The sequence below is a fragment of the Streptomyces sp. NPDC127100 genome (genome assembly GCF_042724095.1).
Lineage (GTDB): Bacteria > Actinomycetota > Actinomycetes > Streptomycetales > Streptomycetaceae > Streptomyces.
Window position 1 is genome coordinate 170,604 of sequence record NZ_JBHXFL010000006.1, and the last position, 18,561, is coordinate 189,164.

At 71.3% G+C, this 18,561-nt stretch carries 14 protein-coding genes and 1 tRNA gene; 2 read left to right on the top strand and 13 right to left on the bottom strand.

The window, feature by feature from the left end; all coding sequences use genetic code 11:
- Nucleotides 1-21 precede the first annotated feature (21 nt).
- From ACFWJB_RS09755 to ACFWJB_RS09790, 8 genes are all read right to left on the bottom strand, one after another.
- Complete coding sequence (locus ACFWJB_RS09755; protein WP_386921401.1) at nt 22-1,680, bottom strand: N-6 DNA methylase; 1,659 nt, start codon at nt 1,678-1,680, stop codon at nt 22-24.
- Nucleotides 1,681-1,820: 140 nt separating this feature from the next.
- Nucleotides 1,821-2,831 carry an alpha/beta hydrolase gene (locus ACFWJB_RS09760; protein WP_386921403.1) on the bottom strand — a complete coding sequence of 337 codons (1,011 nt, stop codon included), beginning with the start codon at nt 2,829-2,831 and terminating at the stop codon, nt 1,821-1,823.
- Between the two features lie 54 nt (nt 2,832-2,885).
- A complete protein-coding gene (locus ACFWJB_RS09765) occupies nt 2,886-4,514 on the bottom strand; it encodes a phosphodiester glycosidase family protein (RefSeq protein WP_386921405.1) in 1,629 nt (542 codons plus the stop codon).
- 304 nt (nt 4,515-4,818) lie between these two features.
- A complete protein-coding gene (locus ACFWJB_RS09770) occupies nt 4,819-4,983 on the bottom strand; it encodes a hypothetical protein (protein WP_385472424.1) in 165 nt (54 codons plus the stop codon).
- 67 nt (nt 4,984-5,050) lie between these two features.
- A complete protein-coding gene (locus ACFWJB_RS09775) occupies nt 5,051-6,415 on the bottom strand; it encodes a GH1 family beta-glucosidase (protein ID WP_386921408.1) in 1,365 nt (454 codons plus the stop codon).
- A gap of 41 nt (nt 6,416-6,456) precedes the next feature.
- Nucleotides 6,457-7,296 carry a carbohydrate ABC transporter permease gene (locus ACFWJB_RS09780; RefSeq protein WP_385472444.1) on the bottom strand — a complete coding sequence of 280 codons (840 nt, stop codon included), beginning with the start codon at nt 7,294-7,296 and terminating at the stop codon, nt 6,457-6,459.
- Nucleotides 7,297-7,330: 34 nt separating this feature from the next.
- Nucleotides 7,331-8,335, bottom strand: a complete 1,005-nt coding sequence (locus ACFWJB_RS09785; RefSeq protein WP_385472429.1) for a carbohydrate ABC transporter permease — start codon at nt 8,333-8,335, stop codon at nt 7,331-7,333.
- Between the two features lie 5 nt (nt 8,336-8,340).
- A complete protein-coding gene (locus ACFWJB_RS09790) occupies nt 8,341-9,657 on the bottom strand; it encodes an ABC transporter substrate-binding protein (RefSeq protein ID WP_386921410.1) in 1,317 nt (438 codons plus the stop codon).
- 207 nt (nt 9,658-9,864) lie between these two features.
- Here ACFWJB_RS09790 and ACFWJB_RS09795 point away from each other — a divergent pair, with 207 nt between their 5' ends.
- Nucleotides 9,865-10,872, top strand: coding sequence for a helix-turn-helix domain-containing protein (locus ACFWJB_RS09795; RefSeq protein ID WP_386921412.1), 1,008 nt, complete (start codon nt 9,865-9,867; stop codon nt 10,870-10,872).
- 102 nt (nt 10,873-10,974) lie between these two features.
- Entirely contained in the window at nt 10,975-11,637 is a 663-nt protein-coding gene (locus tag ACFWJB_RS09800; protein WP_386921414.1) for a hypothetical protein, read from the top strand.
- Nucleotides 11,638-11,889: 252 nt separating this feature from the next.
- Here ACFWJB_RS09800 and fusA read toward each other — a convergent pair whose 3' ends face one another.
- The 5 genes from fusA to eboE form a co-directional block, all read right to left on the bottom strand.
- Complete coding sequence (gene fusA / locus ACFWJB_RS09805) at nt 11,890-13,929, bottom strand: elongation factor G (protein WP_386921416.1); 2,040 nt, start codon at nt 13,927-13,929, stop codon at nt 11,890-11,892.
- A gap of 450 nt (nt 13,930-14,379) precedes the next feature.
- A tRNA-Leu gene (locus ACFWJB_RS09810) sits at nt 14,380-14,464 on the bottom strand.
- A gap of 184 nt (nt 14,465-14,648) precedes the next feature.
- Nucleotides 14,649-15,842, bottom strand: a complete 1,194-nt coding sequence (locus tag ACFWJB_RS09815) for a sugar phosphate isomerase/epimerase family protein (protein ID WP_386921418.1) — start codon at nt 15,840-15,842, stop codon at nt 14,649-14,651.
- Between the two features lie 131 nt (nt 15,843-15,973).
- Nucleotides 15,974-17,371: an alkaline phosphatase family protein gene (locus ACFWJB_RS09820; RefSeq protein ID WP_385472679.1), complete on the bottom strand. Its 1,398-nt coding sequence runs from the start codon at nt 17,369-17,371 to the stop codon at nt 15,974-15,976.
- Nucleotides 17,368-18,558, bottom strand: coding sequence for a metabolite traffic protein EboE (eboE, locus tag ACFWJB_RS09825; RefSeq protein WP_386921421.1), 1,191 nt, complete (start codon nt 18,556-18,558; stop codon nt 17,368-17,370). Before eboE ends, ACFWJB_RS09820 begins: the two co-directional genes overlap by 4 nt.
- Nucleotides 18,559-18,561: the final 3 nt, after the last annotated feature.

Consider the following 18,561-nt stretch of genomic DNA (forward strand, 5'->3'; position numbering starts at 1 on the left):
GGATACCGGGGCCCCGGCCCCTCAGTCGTCGGGCTTCAGCGCCCCGCTGCTCAGTCCCTCCCGCGCCAGGGCGGCGATCTGCCTGCTGAGTTCGGCCACCCTGCGTGACCGCTCCTCGAATTCTCGGAGTGCGCTGAAGGCAGCCCCGTAACGGCGCTGCTCGGAGATGTCCATCTGCGGGATGCGGGCGTTCTTGCCGTCGAGCCGGAAGGTACCGCTGGCGGTGGTGGAGCGTCTGCTGTTGACGGCGCTGTGCAGGAAGCCCTGGAGGAAGTCGGTGTCGAGCTGGTCGCTGACAGATACCGGTTCCGGTTCCGCGTACTGGACGAGACCGGCCCGGATCAGATCGGCGACGCCGACACTTCCACCTTCCAGGGAGCCGGCCTCCTCACCGGCGGCCAAGGCCGGCAGCAGAGCACCCAGGCGTCGCGTCTGCTCGCCCAACTCGCGCCGCAGTGCGTCGTACTCGGTGACGTAATCGCGGTGCGACTCCTGCACATGGCGCGCCGGAGTGAGATCCACGAGATCGTCCAACAAATCGATCTGGGACACCTCGGTGACTTGTTCCGGGCGCGGCCTCAAGGAGTCGTCCGGGTCGTTGGCCGTCAGGTCGATCAAGCGTACGGCGGAAGCGGCGTCATCAGCGGTGCGAGGCCGCCGAAGCTGCCACACGTGGACGGGAAGCGCATGCGCGGCGGCCGTGCCGGGGGGCAGAGCCGTGACCTGGGTCAGGATGCCGCGGCGGACGAGTTCGGCGCGGATGCGACGCCCGGCCTTGCGGTAGGCCACTGAGGCAGGCATCACCATGACGACCCGGCCGCCGGGGACGGTATGGGCGTAGGCATGCTGCAACCAGGCCAGCTCACCTTCGGCGCGGGACGGCGTGCCCAGTTCCCAGCGTGGGTCGAGCAGGAGGTCTTCCCGTCCCCAATCGGTGTCGCTGACCGGCGGGTCGCAGACGACCAGGTCGGCCTTGAGGCCCTGCCATTGGTCGGCCCGCAGGGAGTCGCCCTGCTTGATCTCCATGTGGGCCCACCCGGTGAGCTCCGCCCTCAGTTGGGCGAAGCGCGCGCTTCGGGCATCCGCTTCCTGGCCGTAACGCCGGACATGCTGGTCCGCGCCGACAGCGAGAAGGAGAGTGCCGATGCCGCAAGCCGGATCGAACAGCACGGCATCGTCCGGCACGTCACCGACACACTGCTGGACAGCGCGGACCAACCGCGGTGAGCTCACCTGGTCGGAGCCGGTCCGTCGCACGGACTCCGTGAAGCGCTCGGCGAGGCCCTGTGCAACGTCGGAGAGGGAACCTTCCTGCGCCATGCGCCGCGCCAGGTGAATCACGGCGTCGGGCAGTGCGGCCTGCTTTCGTTCCTCCGGGGTGGCGAGGGTCTGCAGAACGTCTCCGAGTCCGCGGAGAATGTCGTCCCCATAGGCTCCGCGCAGTTCCTGCCACAGCTGTACCTCGTCGGTGACGTCCTGGCCCTTACGCTGCGTCTCCAGCCAAGCCCGCACTTCGGCCAGGTCGTACAGGGGGCTGTTCGCGCCACCGCCTGCCGGTGCAGGAAAGTCGTCGTACCGACGCCTCCAGTTCGACACGGCGGCGCGAGTAACACCTGCGATACGGGCGATCTCGGAACCGGTTACCAACGGGTTCGTCGGAGCGGCCGGGGTCTGTGCCATTCAGCCACCGTACACAGAGCGCCCGGCCGATATCAACCAATGACAATCGTTGACGACGTCAACATACTGCGAGCACATCACTTCTCGGTGCCCACGGCACCTCACTACGCCCCACGCGACCTCGCGTCGGGCTCGCAACGTCAGCCCGGCAGGCCCAGCGCCCCCAGCAGCATCGGCAGCGAAGCATGCAGCTCACGCTCCCAGTACGCCCACCCGTGTGTCCCCGGGCCGTAGAAGTTGGTCGTCAGGTGCCGTGCGCCCACCCTCCGCAGCTCCGCTGCCAGGGCCTGGTTCTGGCGGTTGAAGTCGGCCTCCAGGGCGCTCGTCGCGCCCGGGGTGTCCAGGGGGCCGGTGGTGCCGTCGCCGCAGGACAGGTAGACCGGGATGGAGCGGAGTCGTTTCGCCAGGTGGTACGGGTCGTGGGCCTCCCAGATGCCGCGCTGCGCGACCGGGTCGCCCCAGACGCGGAGCGGGTCGTTGCCCTGGCCGGCGAAGAAGCCCATGATGCGGTCGACCGACTCGGCGTTGAGCAGCGGGTGGGCCGAACCCGAGTAGGCCGCCGTCGCCCTGAACATGCCGGGGTGGCGGGCGGCGTAGAGGAGGGCTCCCTGGCCGCCCATCGACAGGCCGGCCACGACGCGCTTGCTGCCCGCGCCCCAGTCGCTCTCCAGGAGGTGGCGCAGCTCCACGGTGTGGAAGGTCTCCCACGCGGGGTCGCCGCCCTGGCCGTGGTTCCACCAGTCGCTGTACCAGCCGTTCCAGCCGGCCTCCGGCATCACGACGAGGACGTCGCGGAGCGCGTCGGTCTCCGCGACGTCGGTCATCCGGGTCCACGACGTGTAGTCGCCGCAGCAGCCGTGGAGTAGCCACAGCGTCGGCCAGTGCTGCGGGCGTCGGGCGTCGGGGTTCCAGCCGTCGGGGGTGAGGAGGCGGACCTTGACCGTGCGGCCGCCCAGGGCGGTGGAGCGGACCGACAGGTCGACCTGCCGGTCCGCGACCTGGGTGACGGCGACGACCTCCGCACCGTGCGGTGACGGCGCCCCGGCACCGGACGCCGCCAGTGCCGGTGCCGTCGGCAGCAGCATGGCGAGCAGGACGGTGAGGACGAGCAGGACGCGGGATCTGAGGGTCGGGACGGTGGGCGCGGACATGGCGGCTCCCTGCGGTGCGGTTCGTCACTGCGTGGACGGTGGGACCGGGCTGGGTCAGTTTCTGCGGGGCAGGATCAACAGGGCATCGCCGACGGGGCGTTCGCCGGTGGCGTCGGACGGGTCGTTGATGACCGCGCCGTCGGTCACCATCGTCGTCGAGCCGCCGCCGTCCAGGTTGACCGCGTCGCGCAGTCCGAGGGACTTGGCGACCTCGGCGCTCTCCACGATGCTCAGGCCGAGTGCCTCGGTGCTGCGTCCGTCGGCCGTGACGAGGACGGTGCGGCCGGCCGCGTCCACTCCGGCCAGGGTGCGCGGGTTGCGCTTGTGCACCCAGCCGTAGTACCAGCTCGGGTCACCGGGGTGCACCATGCCGTCGGTGGCCGGTGTGACGTGGAGCCGTCCGTCGCGGACCAGTTCGGGGCCGCCGTTGACCATGTCGGTGCCGGGGGACGGGGAGACGCGCCTGCCCCGGTCGTCCAGCAGGGTCGTCCTCGTGGTGACGTGGGCGCCGGGGCGGGCCAGGGCCGTCAGGTCCGCGACCCGGTCGCCCGTCGCCTGGACCGAGCTGCCGCCCGCCGGAAGCGCTCCCCCGCGCGGTGAGCGCAGCTCGACCACCCGGTCGTGGGCGTCCAGCACCGCCTCCAGGCCCTCACCGGAGGGGGTCTGCCGGCCGTACTCGGGAGTGAAGGCGACGAGTTCGTTCGCGTTGGTGCAGGTCACGTCATGGAGCGGGAGGGACGTCGGCCGGTCGCCCTCGCTGCCGCCGCAGTTCCTGATCAGGCCCGGGACGCGGTTGATGCCGTTCAGGGTGAGTGAGGTGCCGCGGGACACGATCCGTCCCCGCCAGGTGTAGCGGTCGATCTCGGTCCGCCGGCCGTCGTCGTGGAGGACCAGGCCCGGGCGGCCGCTCACCGGTTCGCTGAGCAGGCGTCCGTCGTACACGCCCAGGCCGGCCGGGTCGCCGGGTGCGCCCGCCTTCGGGTCGAGGACGAAGAAACCGGCGTTGACCGCAGCCGTCGCTCCGGCCGCGTTCGCCAGTTCCCCGGTGGTCTCGCGGTTCTCCAGGTCCGGGCCGTACGACGCGTCGAGGCCGCCGCGGAAGGTGCGGGGGTCGATGGTGAGCACGTCGACGTGCCAGGGGCCGCGGTCCGCTGCCTCGCCGTCCCAGCCGGTGAAGACGGCGGATCCGGTGTATCCGGCCGTCCGCAGGCGTGTGCGTTCGGTCGTCGCGGCGGACTGGGAGGCGAACGTTCCGATACGGACCCGCCAGCCGAGGGTGCCGCCGGCGTAGTCGGCCGTCCGCCGCGTCGTCACCTTCTCGACGCGGGCGGGGAAGCCGTCACGGGTGAGCGCGGCGGCCAGTTCGTCGGCGCTCGCCTTGTCCTTCAGGGCCGTCGGGGGTGCGTCGGGGTCCGGGGAGGTGTCTCCGCCGGGGATGGAGACCTCGACCGTCCAGTGCAGGGACGGGTCGTCGTCACCGCGCACGATGCGGGTGAGGGTGACGCCCGGCTGCAGGGTCGTCGTGGTGCGGGTCTCCGTGAGGTCGGAGGGGCCCAGCGGGAGGGCGTGCCCGTTCGGGCGCTGGGCCGAGGGCGTCTGGGCCGGGGCCGCCTGGGCCGGCAGTGCGCCGGACGTGACGAGGACGCCGAGGACGGCGCCCGCGGCACACAGTCTCTTCTTCATCTGCACCGCCTGGAAGCATGGGTATCGGTCAGTGACCGCGAACTGTCGGCGCGTTGCCCGATGGGCGCGCTCCTGGTGGTCCGTGGACCGGATACGACCATGCGTCGCTGCTCCTGCCTCTGGTCGACCTGGACATGGACGGTTACCCAACGTCCCTTGCACAAGTAGCGACCTCTTGCGCCCCACCGTCAATATCGGAAACCGGGGCAACCTGGGCTCCTCGGCTCCCGCCCGTACCGGTGGGGCGGTGGGGACGCGCGGGCGGCCGGGTCCCGGGAGTCCCGGGGCCCGGCCGCCGCCCCCCTCAGCCGTAGCAGGCCGGCAGGGGCTCGAGGCCCTCCGGCACTCCGTACTTGAAGACCGCCGCGTACGCCTCCGCTATGTCGCAGCCCCTGTCGTACCAGGGGTAGGCGAACAGGCTCCAGACCAGCAGTACGGCGACCAGCGTCCAGCGCGTCCCCTTAGACATGTAGGCGGTATTCCGCTCCGGGCGGCGGAACATGCCGTCCCGTTTCCGTCCCGGGGCCGGGTCCGCTTCAGGCGGCCTCGCGGCCCCGTTCCCGGCCGTGTGCGGCGATGACGTCCGCGTACCGCCGGCCGCTGCCCTTGATCGTGCGGGTCTGGGTCGCGTAGTCGACGTGGACCAGGCCGAAGCGCTTGTCGTAGCCGTACGCCCACTCGAAGTTGTCCAGGAGCGACCAGGCGAAGTAGCCCGCCAGGGGGGCGCCCTTGCGGGCGGCGGAGGCGCAGGCGGCCAGGTGCGCGGTGAGGTAGTCCTGCCGTTCCGGGTCGTCGATCGTGCCGTCGGGGCGGATCACGTCCGGGAAGGACGAGCCGTTCTCCGTGACGTACAGCTTGCGTGCCCCGTAGTCGTTGGTCAGGCGCAGCAGCAGGTCCTCGATGCCGCTCGCGTCGACCTCCCAGTCCATGCCGGTGCGCGGGACTCCGACGCGGCGCACGGTGCGGACGTAGGGGGCCGGGGCGGTGGGGTCGGCGGCGACCGTCTGGGGGAAGTAGTAGTTCAGGCCCAGCCAGTCGAGGTCCGCGCCGATGAGGTCCATGTCGCCTTCGCGCTCGGGAAGTTCGACGCGGTAGACCTCGCGCATGTCCGTCGGGAAGCCGCGGCCGTGGACCGGGTCGAGCCACCAGCGGTTGGTGTGGCCGTCCATGCGGCGGGCGGCGGCGAGGTCCTCCTCGCGGTCGGTGGCGGCGTGGATGGTGGAGAGGTTGTTGACGATGCCCACCCGCGCGGCCGGGGAGGCCGAGCGGATGGCCTGCATCGCGAGGCCGTGCCCGAGGAGCAGGTGGTAGGAGGCGCGGACCGCCGCGGTGAGGTCCGTCAGGCCCGGGGCCATGACGCCCTCGAGGTGGCCGATCCAGGCGGAGCACAGGGGTTCGTTGAGGGTGGCCCAGTGCGTGACGCGGTCGCCGAGGCGCTCGGCGACGACCGACGCGTAGGACGCGAAGTGTTCCGCCGTGGCCCGCGCCTGCCAGCCGGCGTCGCGGTCCTGGAGGACCTGCGGCAGGTCCCAGTGGTAGAGGGTCACGGACGGCGTGATGCCGGCCTCCAGCAGGGCGTCGACCAGTTCGTCGTAGAAGGCGAGGCCCTTGGCGTTGACCGGGCCGTCGCCGCCGGGGACGACGCGCGGCCAGGCGATCGACAGGCGGTAGGCGTTGGTGCCGAGCCGGCGCATCAGGTCGATGTCCTCGCGCCAGCGGTGGTAGTGGTCGCAGGCGACGTCGCCGTGGTCGTTGTTGTCGATCTTTCCGGGGGTGTGGGAGAAGGTGTCCCAGATCGACGGTGAGCGGCCGTCCTCGGCCACGGCTCCCTCGATCTGGTACGCCGATGTGGCCGTGCCCCACAGGAAGTCGTGCGGGAGTGCGGCGAGGTCGATGCTCACGTGCGTCCTTTCGCGTGTGGTGATGTGTGGTTCGACGTGGGTCACTTGACCGCTCCCGCCGTCAGGCCGGTCACCAGGTAGCGCTGGAGGAGCAGGAAGCCCGCTACGACCGGGACGCTCACGACCAGCGAGGCGGCCATGATCTGGTTCCAGTAGACGTCGTTGAGCGTGGAGTAGCCCTGGAGGCCGACCGCGAGGGTGCGGGTGGTGTCGTTGGTCATGACGGAGGCGAAGAGGACTTCGCCCCAGGCGGTCATGAAGGCGTAGACGGCCACCGCGACGATGCCGGGGATCGCCGCCGGCACGACGACCTTGAACAGGGCCTTGAGCGGGCCGCAGCCGTCGACGAGGGCGGCCTCGTCCAGGTCCCGCGGCACTGAGTCGAAGTACCCGATCAGCATCCAGATCGAGAAGGGGAGGGAGAAGGTGAGGTAGGTGAGGATGAGGCCGCCGCGTGAGCCGAACAGGGCGATGCCGGTGGTGTTGCCGATGTTCACGTAGATCAGGAATAGGGGCAGCAGGAACAGGATGCCGGGGAACATCTGCGTCGACAGCACGGTGACCGTGAAGACGCGCTTGCCGCGGAACTCGTGGCGGCTGACGGCGTAGGCGGCGAAGACGGCGATCACCACCGAGCAGACCGTGGCGGCGCCCGCCACGATCACGGAGTTCACGAAGTACTTCGCCAGCGGCACCGTCGACCAGATGTCGATGTACGGGCGAATGGTCAGTCCGCTCGGCAGCCAGCGGAACTTGCCCGTCACGTCCGCCAGCGGTTTCAGCGAGCTGGAGACCATGACGTAGACCGGTAGCAGGACGAAGGCGGTGAGCAGGGTGAGGAGGATCCGCCGGGTCCAGAGGAAGGAGCGGGGCGGTGCCATGGGGGAACGGGCCGGGCGGGCCACCGTACGGGTGTCAGGCACGGGCAGACCTCCGTCCGCGTGAGGTGAGGGCCAGATACACGCCCGTCACGAGGAGCAGGAAGAGCAGCAGCAGGACCGACATGGCGGAGCCCCTGCCGAAGTTCCAGGTCGCGAAGGACTCCTGGTAGATGTGGACGGAGACCAGGTCGGCGGCCTCGGGAGCCGTCTTGCCGAACAGTACGAACGGTGTGTTGAAGTCGTTGAAGGTCCACAGGAACAGCACCAGGACCAGGACCTGGTTGACCGCGCCGAGGGACGGCAGGGTGATGCGGCGGATCTGCTGCCAGGTGCCGGCGCCGTCCAGGGCGGCGGCCTCGTACAGCTCCTTCGGGATGTTCTGCAGGCCTGCCATGACGATGAGGAACGCGAACGGCCAGCCCTTCCACACCGACACGGTCAGCAGGGCGACGAAGCTGTTGTCGCCGATGAGCCAGAAGGACGGCTTGTCGGTCAGGCCGAGCTGGTCGTGCAGGACGTGGTTCACCAGGCCGTTGTCGTGCTGAAACATGAAGACCCAGGTGATGACGGCCGCGTAGACCGGCAGGGCGTACGGGACGAGGAACAGGGCGCGCAGCAAGCCCCGGCCGCGGAAGGCGTCCTGCATGCAGATCGCGGCGGCGGTGCCGATCAGCCAGCACAGGCCGACGGACAGGAGGGTGAAGGCGACGGTGACGAGGAAGGAGTGCAGGAGTTCCTCGCCGACGGGGGCGTCGAAGTCCACCGACACCCGGTAGTTGTCGAGGCCGGACCAGGGGGCGTTGCCCCAGTCGCGGATGAAGAACTGCGTCAGTTCCTTGAAGCTCATCACCACGCCGATGACCATCGGCACCAGGTGGACGAGGAGTTCGAGGAGCAGGGCGGGCAGGAGGAGCAGGTAGGGCAGGCCGATGCGGTGGAGGCGGCCGGAGCGGCGGCCGGAGCCGCTCCGGCCCGCGGCGGGCGGGGAGCCGTCGAGCGGCGTCCGCCCGCCCGTCTTCTCGGGGACCGTGGTCGTCATTGTGGTCACTTGGCCGGCATCTGCTGCTGGGCCTTCTCCAGCTTGGCCTTCACGTCCGCCGTGGTCACCGCGCGTCCGGCTGCGGCGTCGGCGAACAGCTCCTTGATCGCCGTACCGACGGCCGTCTCGAACTGGGACTCGGCGGCGACCTGCGGCAGCGCGACCGCGCTCCGCGCGAGGGTGTCCTTGAGGACCGCGTTGGCCGGGGTGCTGAAGGCGGGGTCCGACTGGGCGGCCTTGACCGGCGGGACCGAGCTGTAGGCCTTGTTGAGGATCTTCTGTTCCGTGTCGCTCGTCATGAACTTCACGAACCGTGTGGCGCCGTCGAGGTTGTCGGTGTTCCTGAAGACGGCCATGTTGATGCCGGCGACCATGGAGTTGACGTTGGTGCCGCTGCCCGGGGTGCCGGACCGCACCGGCACCGGAGCGATGCCGTAGGCGTCCTCGCTCATGCCCTGCGAGGCGAGGTTGGCGGACGCCGACTGCCACAGCAGCATCGCGGTCCTGCCCTTGGCGAAGTCACTCACGGATTGGTTCTGTGCGTACTCGGCATTGCCGGGAGCGATGATCTTGTCCGTGGCCATGAGGCCGACGTACTGCTGGACCGCGGCGACGACCCCGTCGTTGGTGAAGTCCGGCTTGCCGTCGGCGGTGAAGAAGTCGGCGCCGTGCTGTTTGGCGAAGACGAAGGCGTGGTGGATGTTCTCCGACGGGTTGGAACCCTCCGCGCCCAGGCCCCACTTGCCGTCCTTGGACAGTTTCCGGCCGGTCGCGACCATCTCGTCCCAGGTGGCCGGAGGCTCGGTGATGCCCGCGTCGGCGAACATCTGCTTGTTGTAGTAGAGCGCGTACGCCATCGAGTACAGCGGCACCGCGGCCGGGTCCTGACCCTGAACGCCCGTCGAGCCGAGGGCGGAGTCGACGAAGCGGTCCTTGCCGCCGATCTTGTCGAGGTGCTTCTCGTCCCAGGGCAGCAGCGCCCCGGTGGCCTGGAGCGAGGCGCTCCAGGTGTTGCCGATGTTCAGCACGTCCGGGCCCTGGCCGGACGTCGTGGCGGTCAGGATCCGGTTCAGCAGGTCCGACCAGGGCACGACCTCCAGTTTCACCTTGATACCGGTCTCCTTCTCGAACTTGTCGAGCTCGGGCTGGAGGACCTTCTTGTCGACCTCGACGCTGGCGCCCTGGTTGGAGGCCCAGTACGTCAGGGTCTTCGGCGAGTCGTTGGACCCGCCGCCCGTGGACGAACCACCGCCGCAGGCCGTCGCGGCGAGGGCGAGAGACATGATGACGGCGCCTGTGGCCGCGGCTCGGATACTGCGCATGGTCCCTGGAGTCCCTTCGGGGGTGCGCACGACGAGTGCGCACGGCTCGCACCCGGGGCACGAGCACTCACGGCTTAATTTAGGACGTGAGTTAAACCTGCGCAGCCAAGCCCGTCAAGGGTTCCGGCGCGTACTAGCCGAAGTGGCCCGGTACCTCCTGTACAAGCCGGGTCGTCGCGGTGACCATGACTGCGGGGAGGAGACACCATGACGGACACAACGGGCAGGGGCGCGTTGAGCACGGTCGAGGTGGCCGTCCCCGACCGCTTCGAGTGGTGGTGCGACCTGATCGCGCGGGACACCGCACCGACGCTGATCAGCAGCAGCCGGGCGGCGGACTTCCGGGCCGCCGTGGCAAGGATGGACATGGCCGACGTCCAGCTGTCCGTGCTGTCCTTCCCCGACCTCAGGTCCGTGCGCACGCCGCGGCTCATCCGACGCTCGGATCCGGAGCTCCTGGAGCTGGCGGTCATCATCAAGGGCTCGCTGCGGCTGTCGCAGGAGAGGAACGACGCGCGGCTGGGCCCCGGTGACCTTCTGTTCTACGACACCTCCCGGCCCTTCGATTCACACGCCGTCGACGACGCCGGGCCGGCAGAGGCCCTCATCCTCCATCTGCCGAAGTCCGCCGTGCCGCTGCCCGCAGCGGCCACCCGGCGGATCCTCGCCCGGTCCGTCGCGGCCGGCTCCGGACTGCCCGGCCTGATGACGCGCCACCTGAGGGACGTCGTCGAGGGGTACCGCAACGGCTCCTTGGACGCGGACGACGTACAGCACCTCGGTGACGCCACCCTCCACCTGGCGATCGCGACGCTCGCCGCGTTGACCGGCGACCGGCCGGCCGAGCACACGCGCCGGCACGTGTTGCTCGCCCGTATCGATTCCTTCATCGAGCACAATCTCGCGGACGTCGATCTGGATCCCGCGGCGATCGCCGCGCACCATCACATCTCGCTGAGCTACCTGCACAAACTGTTCCGCGAGCGCGACGTCACGGTCGCCGCGCTCATCCGGCAGCGGCGCTTGGAGCGGGCCCGTGCGGACCTCGAGGATCCGGGCCTGCGCCACGTACCGGTGCACCGGGTCGCCCGAAGATGGGGATACCGGCATGCAACCGACCTCCACCGGGCCTTCCGCGCCGCGTACGGGATCACACCGGGTGAGCACCGGCGCCACCACGCCGGGCGGCCGGAGCGGTACACGGAACGCCACTGATAAGTGCGCTGCCTGTCAACGACAACCCGCACCGGCCTGATCGATCCTGTTCTCCTCGGTCACGGCCGGGTTCCTGGAATTCTCATCGGGGGTCGACGAGTCATGAGCGGAACCAACGTGAGCACCCCGCGGGGCGGTACGGAGACCTACGAGCTCGTCCCGCAGCACGGCACGCCCGGGCATCGAGGGGTTGGCGCGGTGCTGAGCCTGAGCGGGCGTGCCGTGCGACCACTGCTCGTCGTCGCACTGATCACGACCGGGTGCGGGCGGGCGGGCGGAGCGGACGACGCGTCGGAGTCGCCGGCGCAGGCGTATGTGGACGCGACGCGTGAGCTCGTGCCGGAGCACTGGAGGGCCGGCTGGGAGGGATACGACAGGGGGGACTGGCAGAAGCGCATCTCCTGCGAGGTGGACGCACTGGGGCCGCAAAGGGAGAAGACCGGTTCCGGTGCGTTCTTCGGTTTCGGCGAGCAAGCAGACGGCATCGAGGTGTCCGTCCGGTGGTACGAGAACGTCCGCCACGCCCAGAACTACGTCGTGCAACAGCGGACCGCGGCACACACGTGCACGGCGGGTGAGGAGGCACGGCCTCCCGCGCCCGATGCCGACTGGTACGCGGCCATGACCACCTCCGGGGGATCCGAGAGCTGGCTGCGCCAAGGGCGGGTCACCGTGACCGTGAAGACCAACCGGACAGCGGCCGACCAGGACGTCCTGCATGTGCTCGAGGCCCTCGCGGAAGTGGCCGTCGAACAGGACGACTGACCCCGCCCGGCAGTACCGCCGTCGGGCGGCGGACCGCCGACGGCAAGCGGGGAGCGGTATCGCCGGAATGCAGGGACACGGAGCAAGCACGGCGCGCTGCCCGAGCCCCGCACGGCGGGTCCCACGGTCGGCCGCTGCCCCGCACGGGAACAGCGGCCGACCTGGGACACACTGCACGGTGCCGCACCGGCCGCAGGTGGTGACCGTCCCGGTCCCCCCTCCCGGGCAGGCGAGGGGGGCCGGGGCGGGGCCCTACGGCACCCGGGTCGCGGCCGGTGCCGGCGCGTAGCCGGTGGGCCGGGCGGTGAAGGTGCCGCGGCCCTGGGTGCGGCTGCGCAGCCGGGTCGCGTAGCCGAACAGCTCGGCCAGCGGCACGGTGGCCGTGACGACCGCCGCGCCGCCCCGCGTCCCGGAACCCGTGACCCGGCCGCGGCGGGCGGCCAGGTCACCGAGCACGCCGCCGACCGCGTCCTCGGGCACGGTGACCGTCACCTCCACGACCGGCTCCAGCAGGACCATCGCCGAGGCCCGCAGGGCGTCGCGCAGGCCCAGCCGGCCGGCGGTGCGGAAGGCCGTGTCCGAGGAGTCCTTCACATGGGTCTGGCCGTCGGTGAGGGTCACCCTCAGCCCGGTCACCGGGTGCCCGCCGAGCGGTCCCGCGGCCAGGGCGTCCCGGCAGCCGGCCTCCACGACCCGCACGAACTCCTGCGGCACGCGCCCGCCGACGACCGCCGACCGGAACACGAAGCCGCCCTCGTCCCACGGCTCGACGTCCAGCACGACATGCGCGAACTGACCCGCGCCGCCGTCCTGTTTGACGTGCCGGAAGACGAACCCGGACACGCCCCGGCCGACCGTCTCGCGGTACGCCACACCCGGGCGGCCCACGGCGACCTCGACACCGTGTTCGCGCCGGACGCGTTCCACCGCGACCTCCAGGTGCAGTTCGCCCATGCCGGACAGCACGGTCTGACCGGTCTCCGGGTCGGTCCGTACGGCCAGCGAGGGGTCCTCCTCGGTGAGCCGGGCGAGCGCGGTGGCCAGCCGGTCGGTGTCGGCGGAACGGCGGGCCTCGACGGCGACGTGCACGACCGGTTCGGCCACGCCCGGGGGTTCCAGGACGAGCGGGGAGCCCGGCGCGCACAGGGTGGAACCGGCGCGGGCGGACTTCAGCCCGACCACGGCGACGATGTCCCCGGCGACCGCGCGTTCCAGCGGGTCGTGCCGGTCGGCCCGCACCCGGAGGATGCGGCCGATCCGCTCGGTGCGGCGTGTGCCCGCGTCCCACACGGTGTCTCCCTTCTCGATGGTGCCCGAGTACACCCGCAGATACGTCAGCCGTCCCGTGGGCGTCGCGTTGACCTTGAACGCCAGGGCGGCCAGCGGTGCGGACGGGTCGGCGGCCCGTTCCTGTTCCGTGCCGTCGTGCGTGCCGCGCACCGGGGGTACGTCCTCGGGCGACGGCAGGTAGGCGACCACGGCGTCCAGCAGCGGTTCGATGCCGCGGTTGCGGTAGGCCGAACCGCACAGCACCACCACGGCGTCGCCGTCGCGGGTCAGGTCGCGCAGTGCCGCGGCGAGGGTGCCGGCGGTCAGCGTCTCGCGGTCGCAGAACTCCTCCAGCGCGGCGGGGTGGCGTTCGGCGACCGCCTCCTCCAGCGCGCGTCGCCGGCGTGCCGCTTCCTCGCGCAGGTCGTCCGGCACCGGCCGGTCCTCGGCCGCGTCCGCGCCGTCGGCCCACACCAGGGCGCGCATGCGCAGCAGGTCGACGACGCCGGTGAAGCCGTCCTCCGCTCCGACGGGCAGCTGCACGACGAGCGGCGCCGGGTGCAGCCGGTCGCGGATGGAGGCGACGGCCGCGTCGAGGTCGGCGCCGGCCCGGTCCATCTTGTTGACGAACGCGATCCGGGGCACGCCGTGCCGGTCGGCCTGCCGCCACACGGACTCGCTCTGCGGTTCGACGCCCGCGACGGCGTCGAACACGGCGACCGCGCCGTCCAGGACGCGCAGCGACCGCTCGACCTCGTCGGCGAAGTCCACGTGGCCCGGCGTGTCGATCAGGTTGATCCGGTGGCCGTCCCACGCGCAGCTGACGGCCGCGGCGAAGATGGTGATGCCGCGGTCTCGCTCCTGCGGGTCGAAGTCGGTGACGGTCGTGCCGTCGTGGACCTCGCCCCGCTTGTAGGTGGTGCCGGTGGTGTAGAGGATCCGCTCGGTGACGGTGGTCTTGCCCGCGTCGACGTGGGCGAGGATGCCGAGGTTGCGGACGGTGGTGAGGGAGGTGTTGCGCATGGCCCCGTGGCCTTTCGGACGGTCCGGAATCGGGCAGCGCGATTCCCCGGACGCGCGCCGTTCCCGCCGACCGCCCTCACTGGGGGTCGACGGGGTGCGGCGGAGCGTGGTCAGGCGGGCGTCACGGGCATCCGGTACCGGCCGCGCAGCGGGCACCGGACGGACCGGGACACCAGGATCACCGTGTACCGGGAACGGGGAGCGACGACGGCGGTGCGGTCACGCACGACGGTCTCCCCTCACTGGTCACGGGCACCCGCGGTGGGCACCCGTCTGCTTGGCGTGCGGCGAGTGTAGGCAGTGCGGGGAGGGCGGAGCCACGGGTTTTTCCGCGCCGTCGTGCGTCGAGGGGGCCGGGCAGGCGTCAGGGCCGGGGCGCGCGCGCCTCACGCCGGGCACACGAAGAGGACCCCGGCCATGGGCCGGGGTCCTCTTGGTGCTCTGCGCGAGTGTCCGAGGGGGGACTTGAACCCCCACGCCCGATAAAGGGCACTAGCACCTCAAGCTAGCGCGTCTGCCATTCCGCCACCCGGACAAGGTGTCTGCCGCGGTGCGGGGTGTTACCCCCGCGGCGACATGGACAACCATACCAAGGTTTCGGAGTGCCTTTCACCTGCGTTTTCCTGCCCCGGGGCGACGCTGCGCAGGGTGCGGGCGCAGTGCGCCCCGGGTCGTACCTCGAGTGACCGGACGGTTGCGGAGGGCTCGCGTCCGAGGGGTCAGCCGCGCCGCTTGCGCAGTGCCGCCAGGTTGTCGTAACTGATCTTGGCCTCGCGCAGCGACTGCGCGGGGTCGGTGGCGCTCGGCGAGTTGTCGTCCTCGACCATCGGGTTGTGGTAGTTGCGCTGCCCGACCCGCGAGAAGAACGTCGTGTAGTCGATGACGCCGGTGCCGAAGGGCACCATGTCGTACCCCATGCCGTTGGTCGTGCTGACGACGCCGTCCTTGGCGTGGAACAGCGGGTAGCGCTTGTTGTTGCGGACGACGAGTCCGGCCGGGTCGAAGACGTTCCTGCGGGTGGAGCCGTCGTGGGCGGTGTAGGTGTGGAACTTGTACTGGGCGACGTGCGCCCAGAAGATGTCCATCTCCAGCCAGACCACCTTCGGGTCGGTGATCTTGAGGAAGTACTCCAGCTTCCGGATGCCCGAGCTGCGGGTCGGCCGGCCCTGGTCGTCCAGCGGGCCGCCGTCGAGCAGGAAGTCGTAGGCGCTGTCGTGGTTGTGGGTGTAGAGCTTGATTCCCTCGCGGCGGGCGATGGCACCGAGGGCGTTCCACTTGTCGGCGGCCACGTCCCAGTCGGCGCGGTAGGAGCTGCCGGTGGGGTCGCCGCCGGTGCCCATGTGGTCCATGCCGAGGATGTTGGCGATCTCCAGGTGCTTCTTGAAGGTGTCCAGGTCCGCCTTGTTCAGCGGCCAGGAGGACGGGATGAAGCCGTGGTTGCCCTGGGCGCGCAGACCGTAGTCGTCGAGCCAGGAACGCAGCAGCCTGGCGCCGGCGACGGATTCGAGGCTGGCGCCGCCGGGCGCGTTGGCGTGCTGGTTGTACCCGGCGAACTCCACCTGGCGGTAGCCGTGCCGGGCGAGCTGCTTGAACACCTCGCGGAAGCCGGAGGGGAGGTCGGAGGCGAGCGGGTCGCGGGCGGTGGCGTCGCGGACGGTGTAGAGGATGATGCCGCGCTTGTCGGCCGGGACGAGGACGTCCCCGCCGCGGTCGTGGCCGTGGCCCCTGCCCTGCTCGCCCGCCAGGGCCGGGCCGGCGCCGAACACGGGGGCGGCGACGGCGCCGGCCGCGACGGCGGTGCAGGTGGTGAGGAAGCGGCGGCGGCCGACGCCGAGGGTGCGGCGCAGCGCCTCGTCGGGGCCGTCGGCGGCGGGGGTCGTGCCGGTGCGGGTGGGGTCGGGGAACGGGCTCACGGGTGCCTGCCTTCTGGGTCGTGGCCTGCGCTGACGCGGTCGGCGCGGGCCGTTGTCGGTGCCGTGTGTTTCACTCTCGGTGGCTGGATGTTGCTGGATCCGGGGTCGTACGCCGTCTTGTGCGTCGTGCGTCACCCGAGTCCGGCGAGCCTGAGCAGGAGTTGCTTGACGTCGGTGGCCGCGACGCGGTCGCCGACTGCGCGGGGGGTGGAGCAGATGAGGAGCGGACCTTCGTCGTCGCTCGCCGGGAGGCGGCCGTGGCTGCCGCGAATAGGTGAGGCGTCCAGGGGGACGACCGCCATGCGGTAGCGCATGCCGAGCTTCTTGCGGGCCACGGCGGTCGCCGCCTTGACCTTGACGTAGGGGTCGTGCGGGTCCATGAAGAGTTCGACCGGGTCGTAGCCGGGTTTGCGGTGGATCTCGACGAGCTGCGCGAAGTCGGGCGCGCGGTCGTCGTCGAGCCAGTAGTAGTACGTGAACCAGGCGTCCGGCTCCGCGACGGCGACGAGTTCGCCGGCGCGGGGGTGGTCGAGGTGGTGGGCCTTCTTGCCCTCGTCGTCGAGGAGCTGCCCGATGCCGGGCAGGCCGTCGAGGGCGGCGCGGGTGGCGTCGAGGTCCTCGGGACGGCGGACGTACACGTGGGCGATCTGGTGGTCGGCGACCGCGAAGGCGCGGGAGGCCATCGGGTCGAGGTACTCCATGCCGTCCTGTGTGTGGACCTCGAGCAGTCCGGCGCGGCGCAGGGCCCGGTTGATGTCCACGGGCCGGTTCACGCGGGTGATGCCGTACTCGGACAGCGCGACGACGGTGCGTCCCTCGGCGCGGGCGTCGTCGAGGAGCGGGGCGAGCGCCGCGTCCAGGTCGGTGGCGGCCTGGAGGGAGCGCGGGTCGTCGGGTCCGAAGCGCTGCAGGTCGTAGTCGAGGTGAGGGAGGTAGCAGAGCGTGAGGTCGGGGTGGCGGGTGGCCATGATGTGCCGGGTGGCGTCGATGATCCACTGGCTGGAGACCAGGTCGGCGCCGGGGCCCCAGAAGTGGAAGAGGGGGAAGGTGCCGAGTTTCCCGGTGAGTTCGTCGTGCAGGGCCGGGGGCCGGGTGTAGCAGTCGGGTTCCTTGCGGCCGTCGGCGTAGTAGACGGGACGGGGGGTGACGGTGATGTCGGTGTCGGCGCCCATGGCGTACCACCAGCAGATGTTGGCGACGGTGTAGCCGGGGTGGGCGCGGCGGGCGGCGTCCCAGAGCTTGTCGCCGGCGACCAGGCCGTTGTGCTGGCGCCACAGCAGGACGTCACCGAGTTCGCGGAAGTACCAGCCGTTGCCGACGATGCCGTGCTCGGAGGGGTGGGTGCCGGTGAGGAAGGTGGACTGGGCGGCGCAGGTGACGGCGGGCAGGACGGTGCCGAGCGGTGCCCGGGAGCCGGACTGGCCGAGCGCCTTGAGGTGGGGCATGTGGTCGAGGAGCCGGGGGGTGAGGCCGACGACGTCCAGGACGAGGAGCGGGGTGGGTCCGCCGGAGGGGGTCGGTGGGGTCACGGCAGTTCCTTCAGGCCGAGGTCGGTCAACAGGTCGCGGGCGAGGGTCAGCTCGGCGGCGATGCCGTCGGTGAGCTGGGCCCGGGCGCGGGGCCGCAGCTCGGGCGGGAGGGCCTGCCAGGTGTAGGTCTCGACCTCCAGGTGCCGGGTGAGCGGGTGCGGGCCGCCGACGAGCCGGGTCAGCGCGGCCTCGAGTACGGGGAGGGTGGAGGTGAGGGGCGCGGCGGGGGCCGCGTGCAGCGGGACGTGGAAGTGGGCGCGCCAGGGTGCCGTGTCGGGCAGCGGGCCGTCGGCGGCGAGGGCCTCGTCGAGGTCGTCGGTGCCGTGCAGTACCGCGGCCCCGGAGCCGTCGGCGGTGCCGGCGCTGCGGGTCTGGTGCAGGAAGCGGGGTTCGGCGAAGGCCGCGAGGGCTTCGCGGACCGCGGGCAGACGGGGGTGTTCGGCGTGCAGGGCGGCGGAGAGCTGGGACTTGACGACGGGGACGCGGGCCTCGGCCAGGGCGTCCAGGGCGGTGTGCGGGTCCTCGAAGGAGGTGGCGAGGTGGCAGGTGTCGACGCAGATGCCGATGCGGTCGTGGGCGATCGCGGTCAGCGGGGCGATGGCGTCGTGGGTCGTCTCCACCACGCAGCCGGGCTCGGGTTCGAGGCCGATGCGGATGGAGCGGCCGGTCAGTTCCTCGAGGGCGTCGAGGCGTTCGGCGAGGGTGACCAGGGCGCCGCGGGCCTTGTCGGCGCGGGTCTCGTCGTAGGCGGTGCGCCAGGCCAGCGGCAGGGTGGAGATGGTGCCCTCGGTGACGTCGTCGGGCAGCAGGCCGGCGAGGACGCGGGCGAGGGAGGTGGTGTGGTCGAGGCGCTCGGGGTCGGCCCAGTCGGGCGTGTAGACGCGGTACTTGACCTCTTCGGCGCCGAAGCCCTCGTAGGGGAAGCCGTTGAGGGTGACGACCTCAAGGCCGCGCCGGTCCAGTTCGGTGCGCAGGCCGCGCAGTGCCGACGGGTCGGTGACCAGGGCGTGGGCGGCGTCGCGGGCGAGCCAGAGGCCGATGCCGAGGCGGTCACGGCCGAGGCGTCTGCGAACGGGCTCGCAGTGGTCGCGGAGCTGGGCGAGGACGCCGTCGAGGGTCTCGGCGGGGTGGACGTTGGTGCAGTAGGCAAGGTGGACGGTGGAGCCGTCGGGGTGCCGGAAGCGCATGGC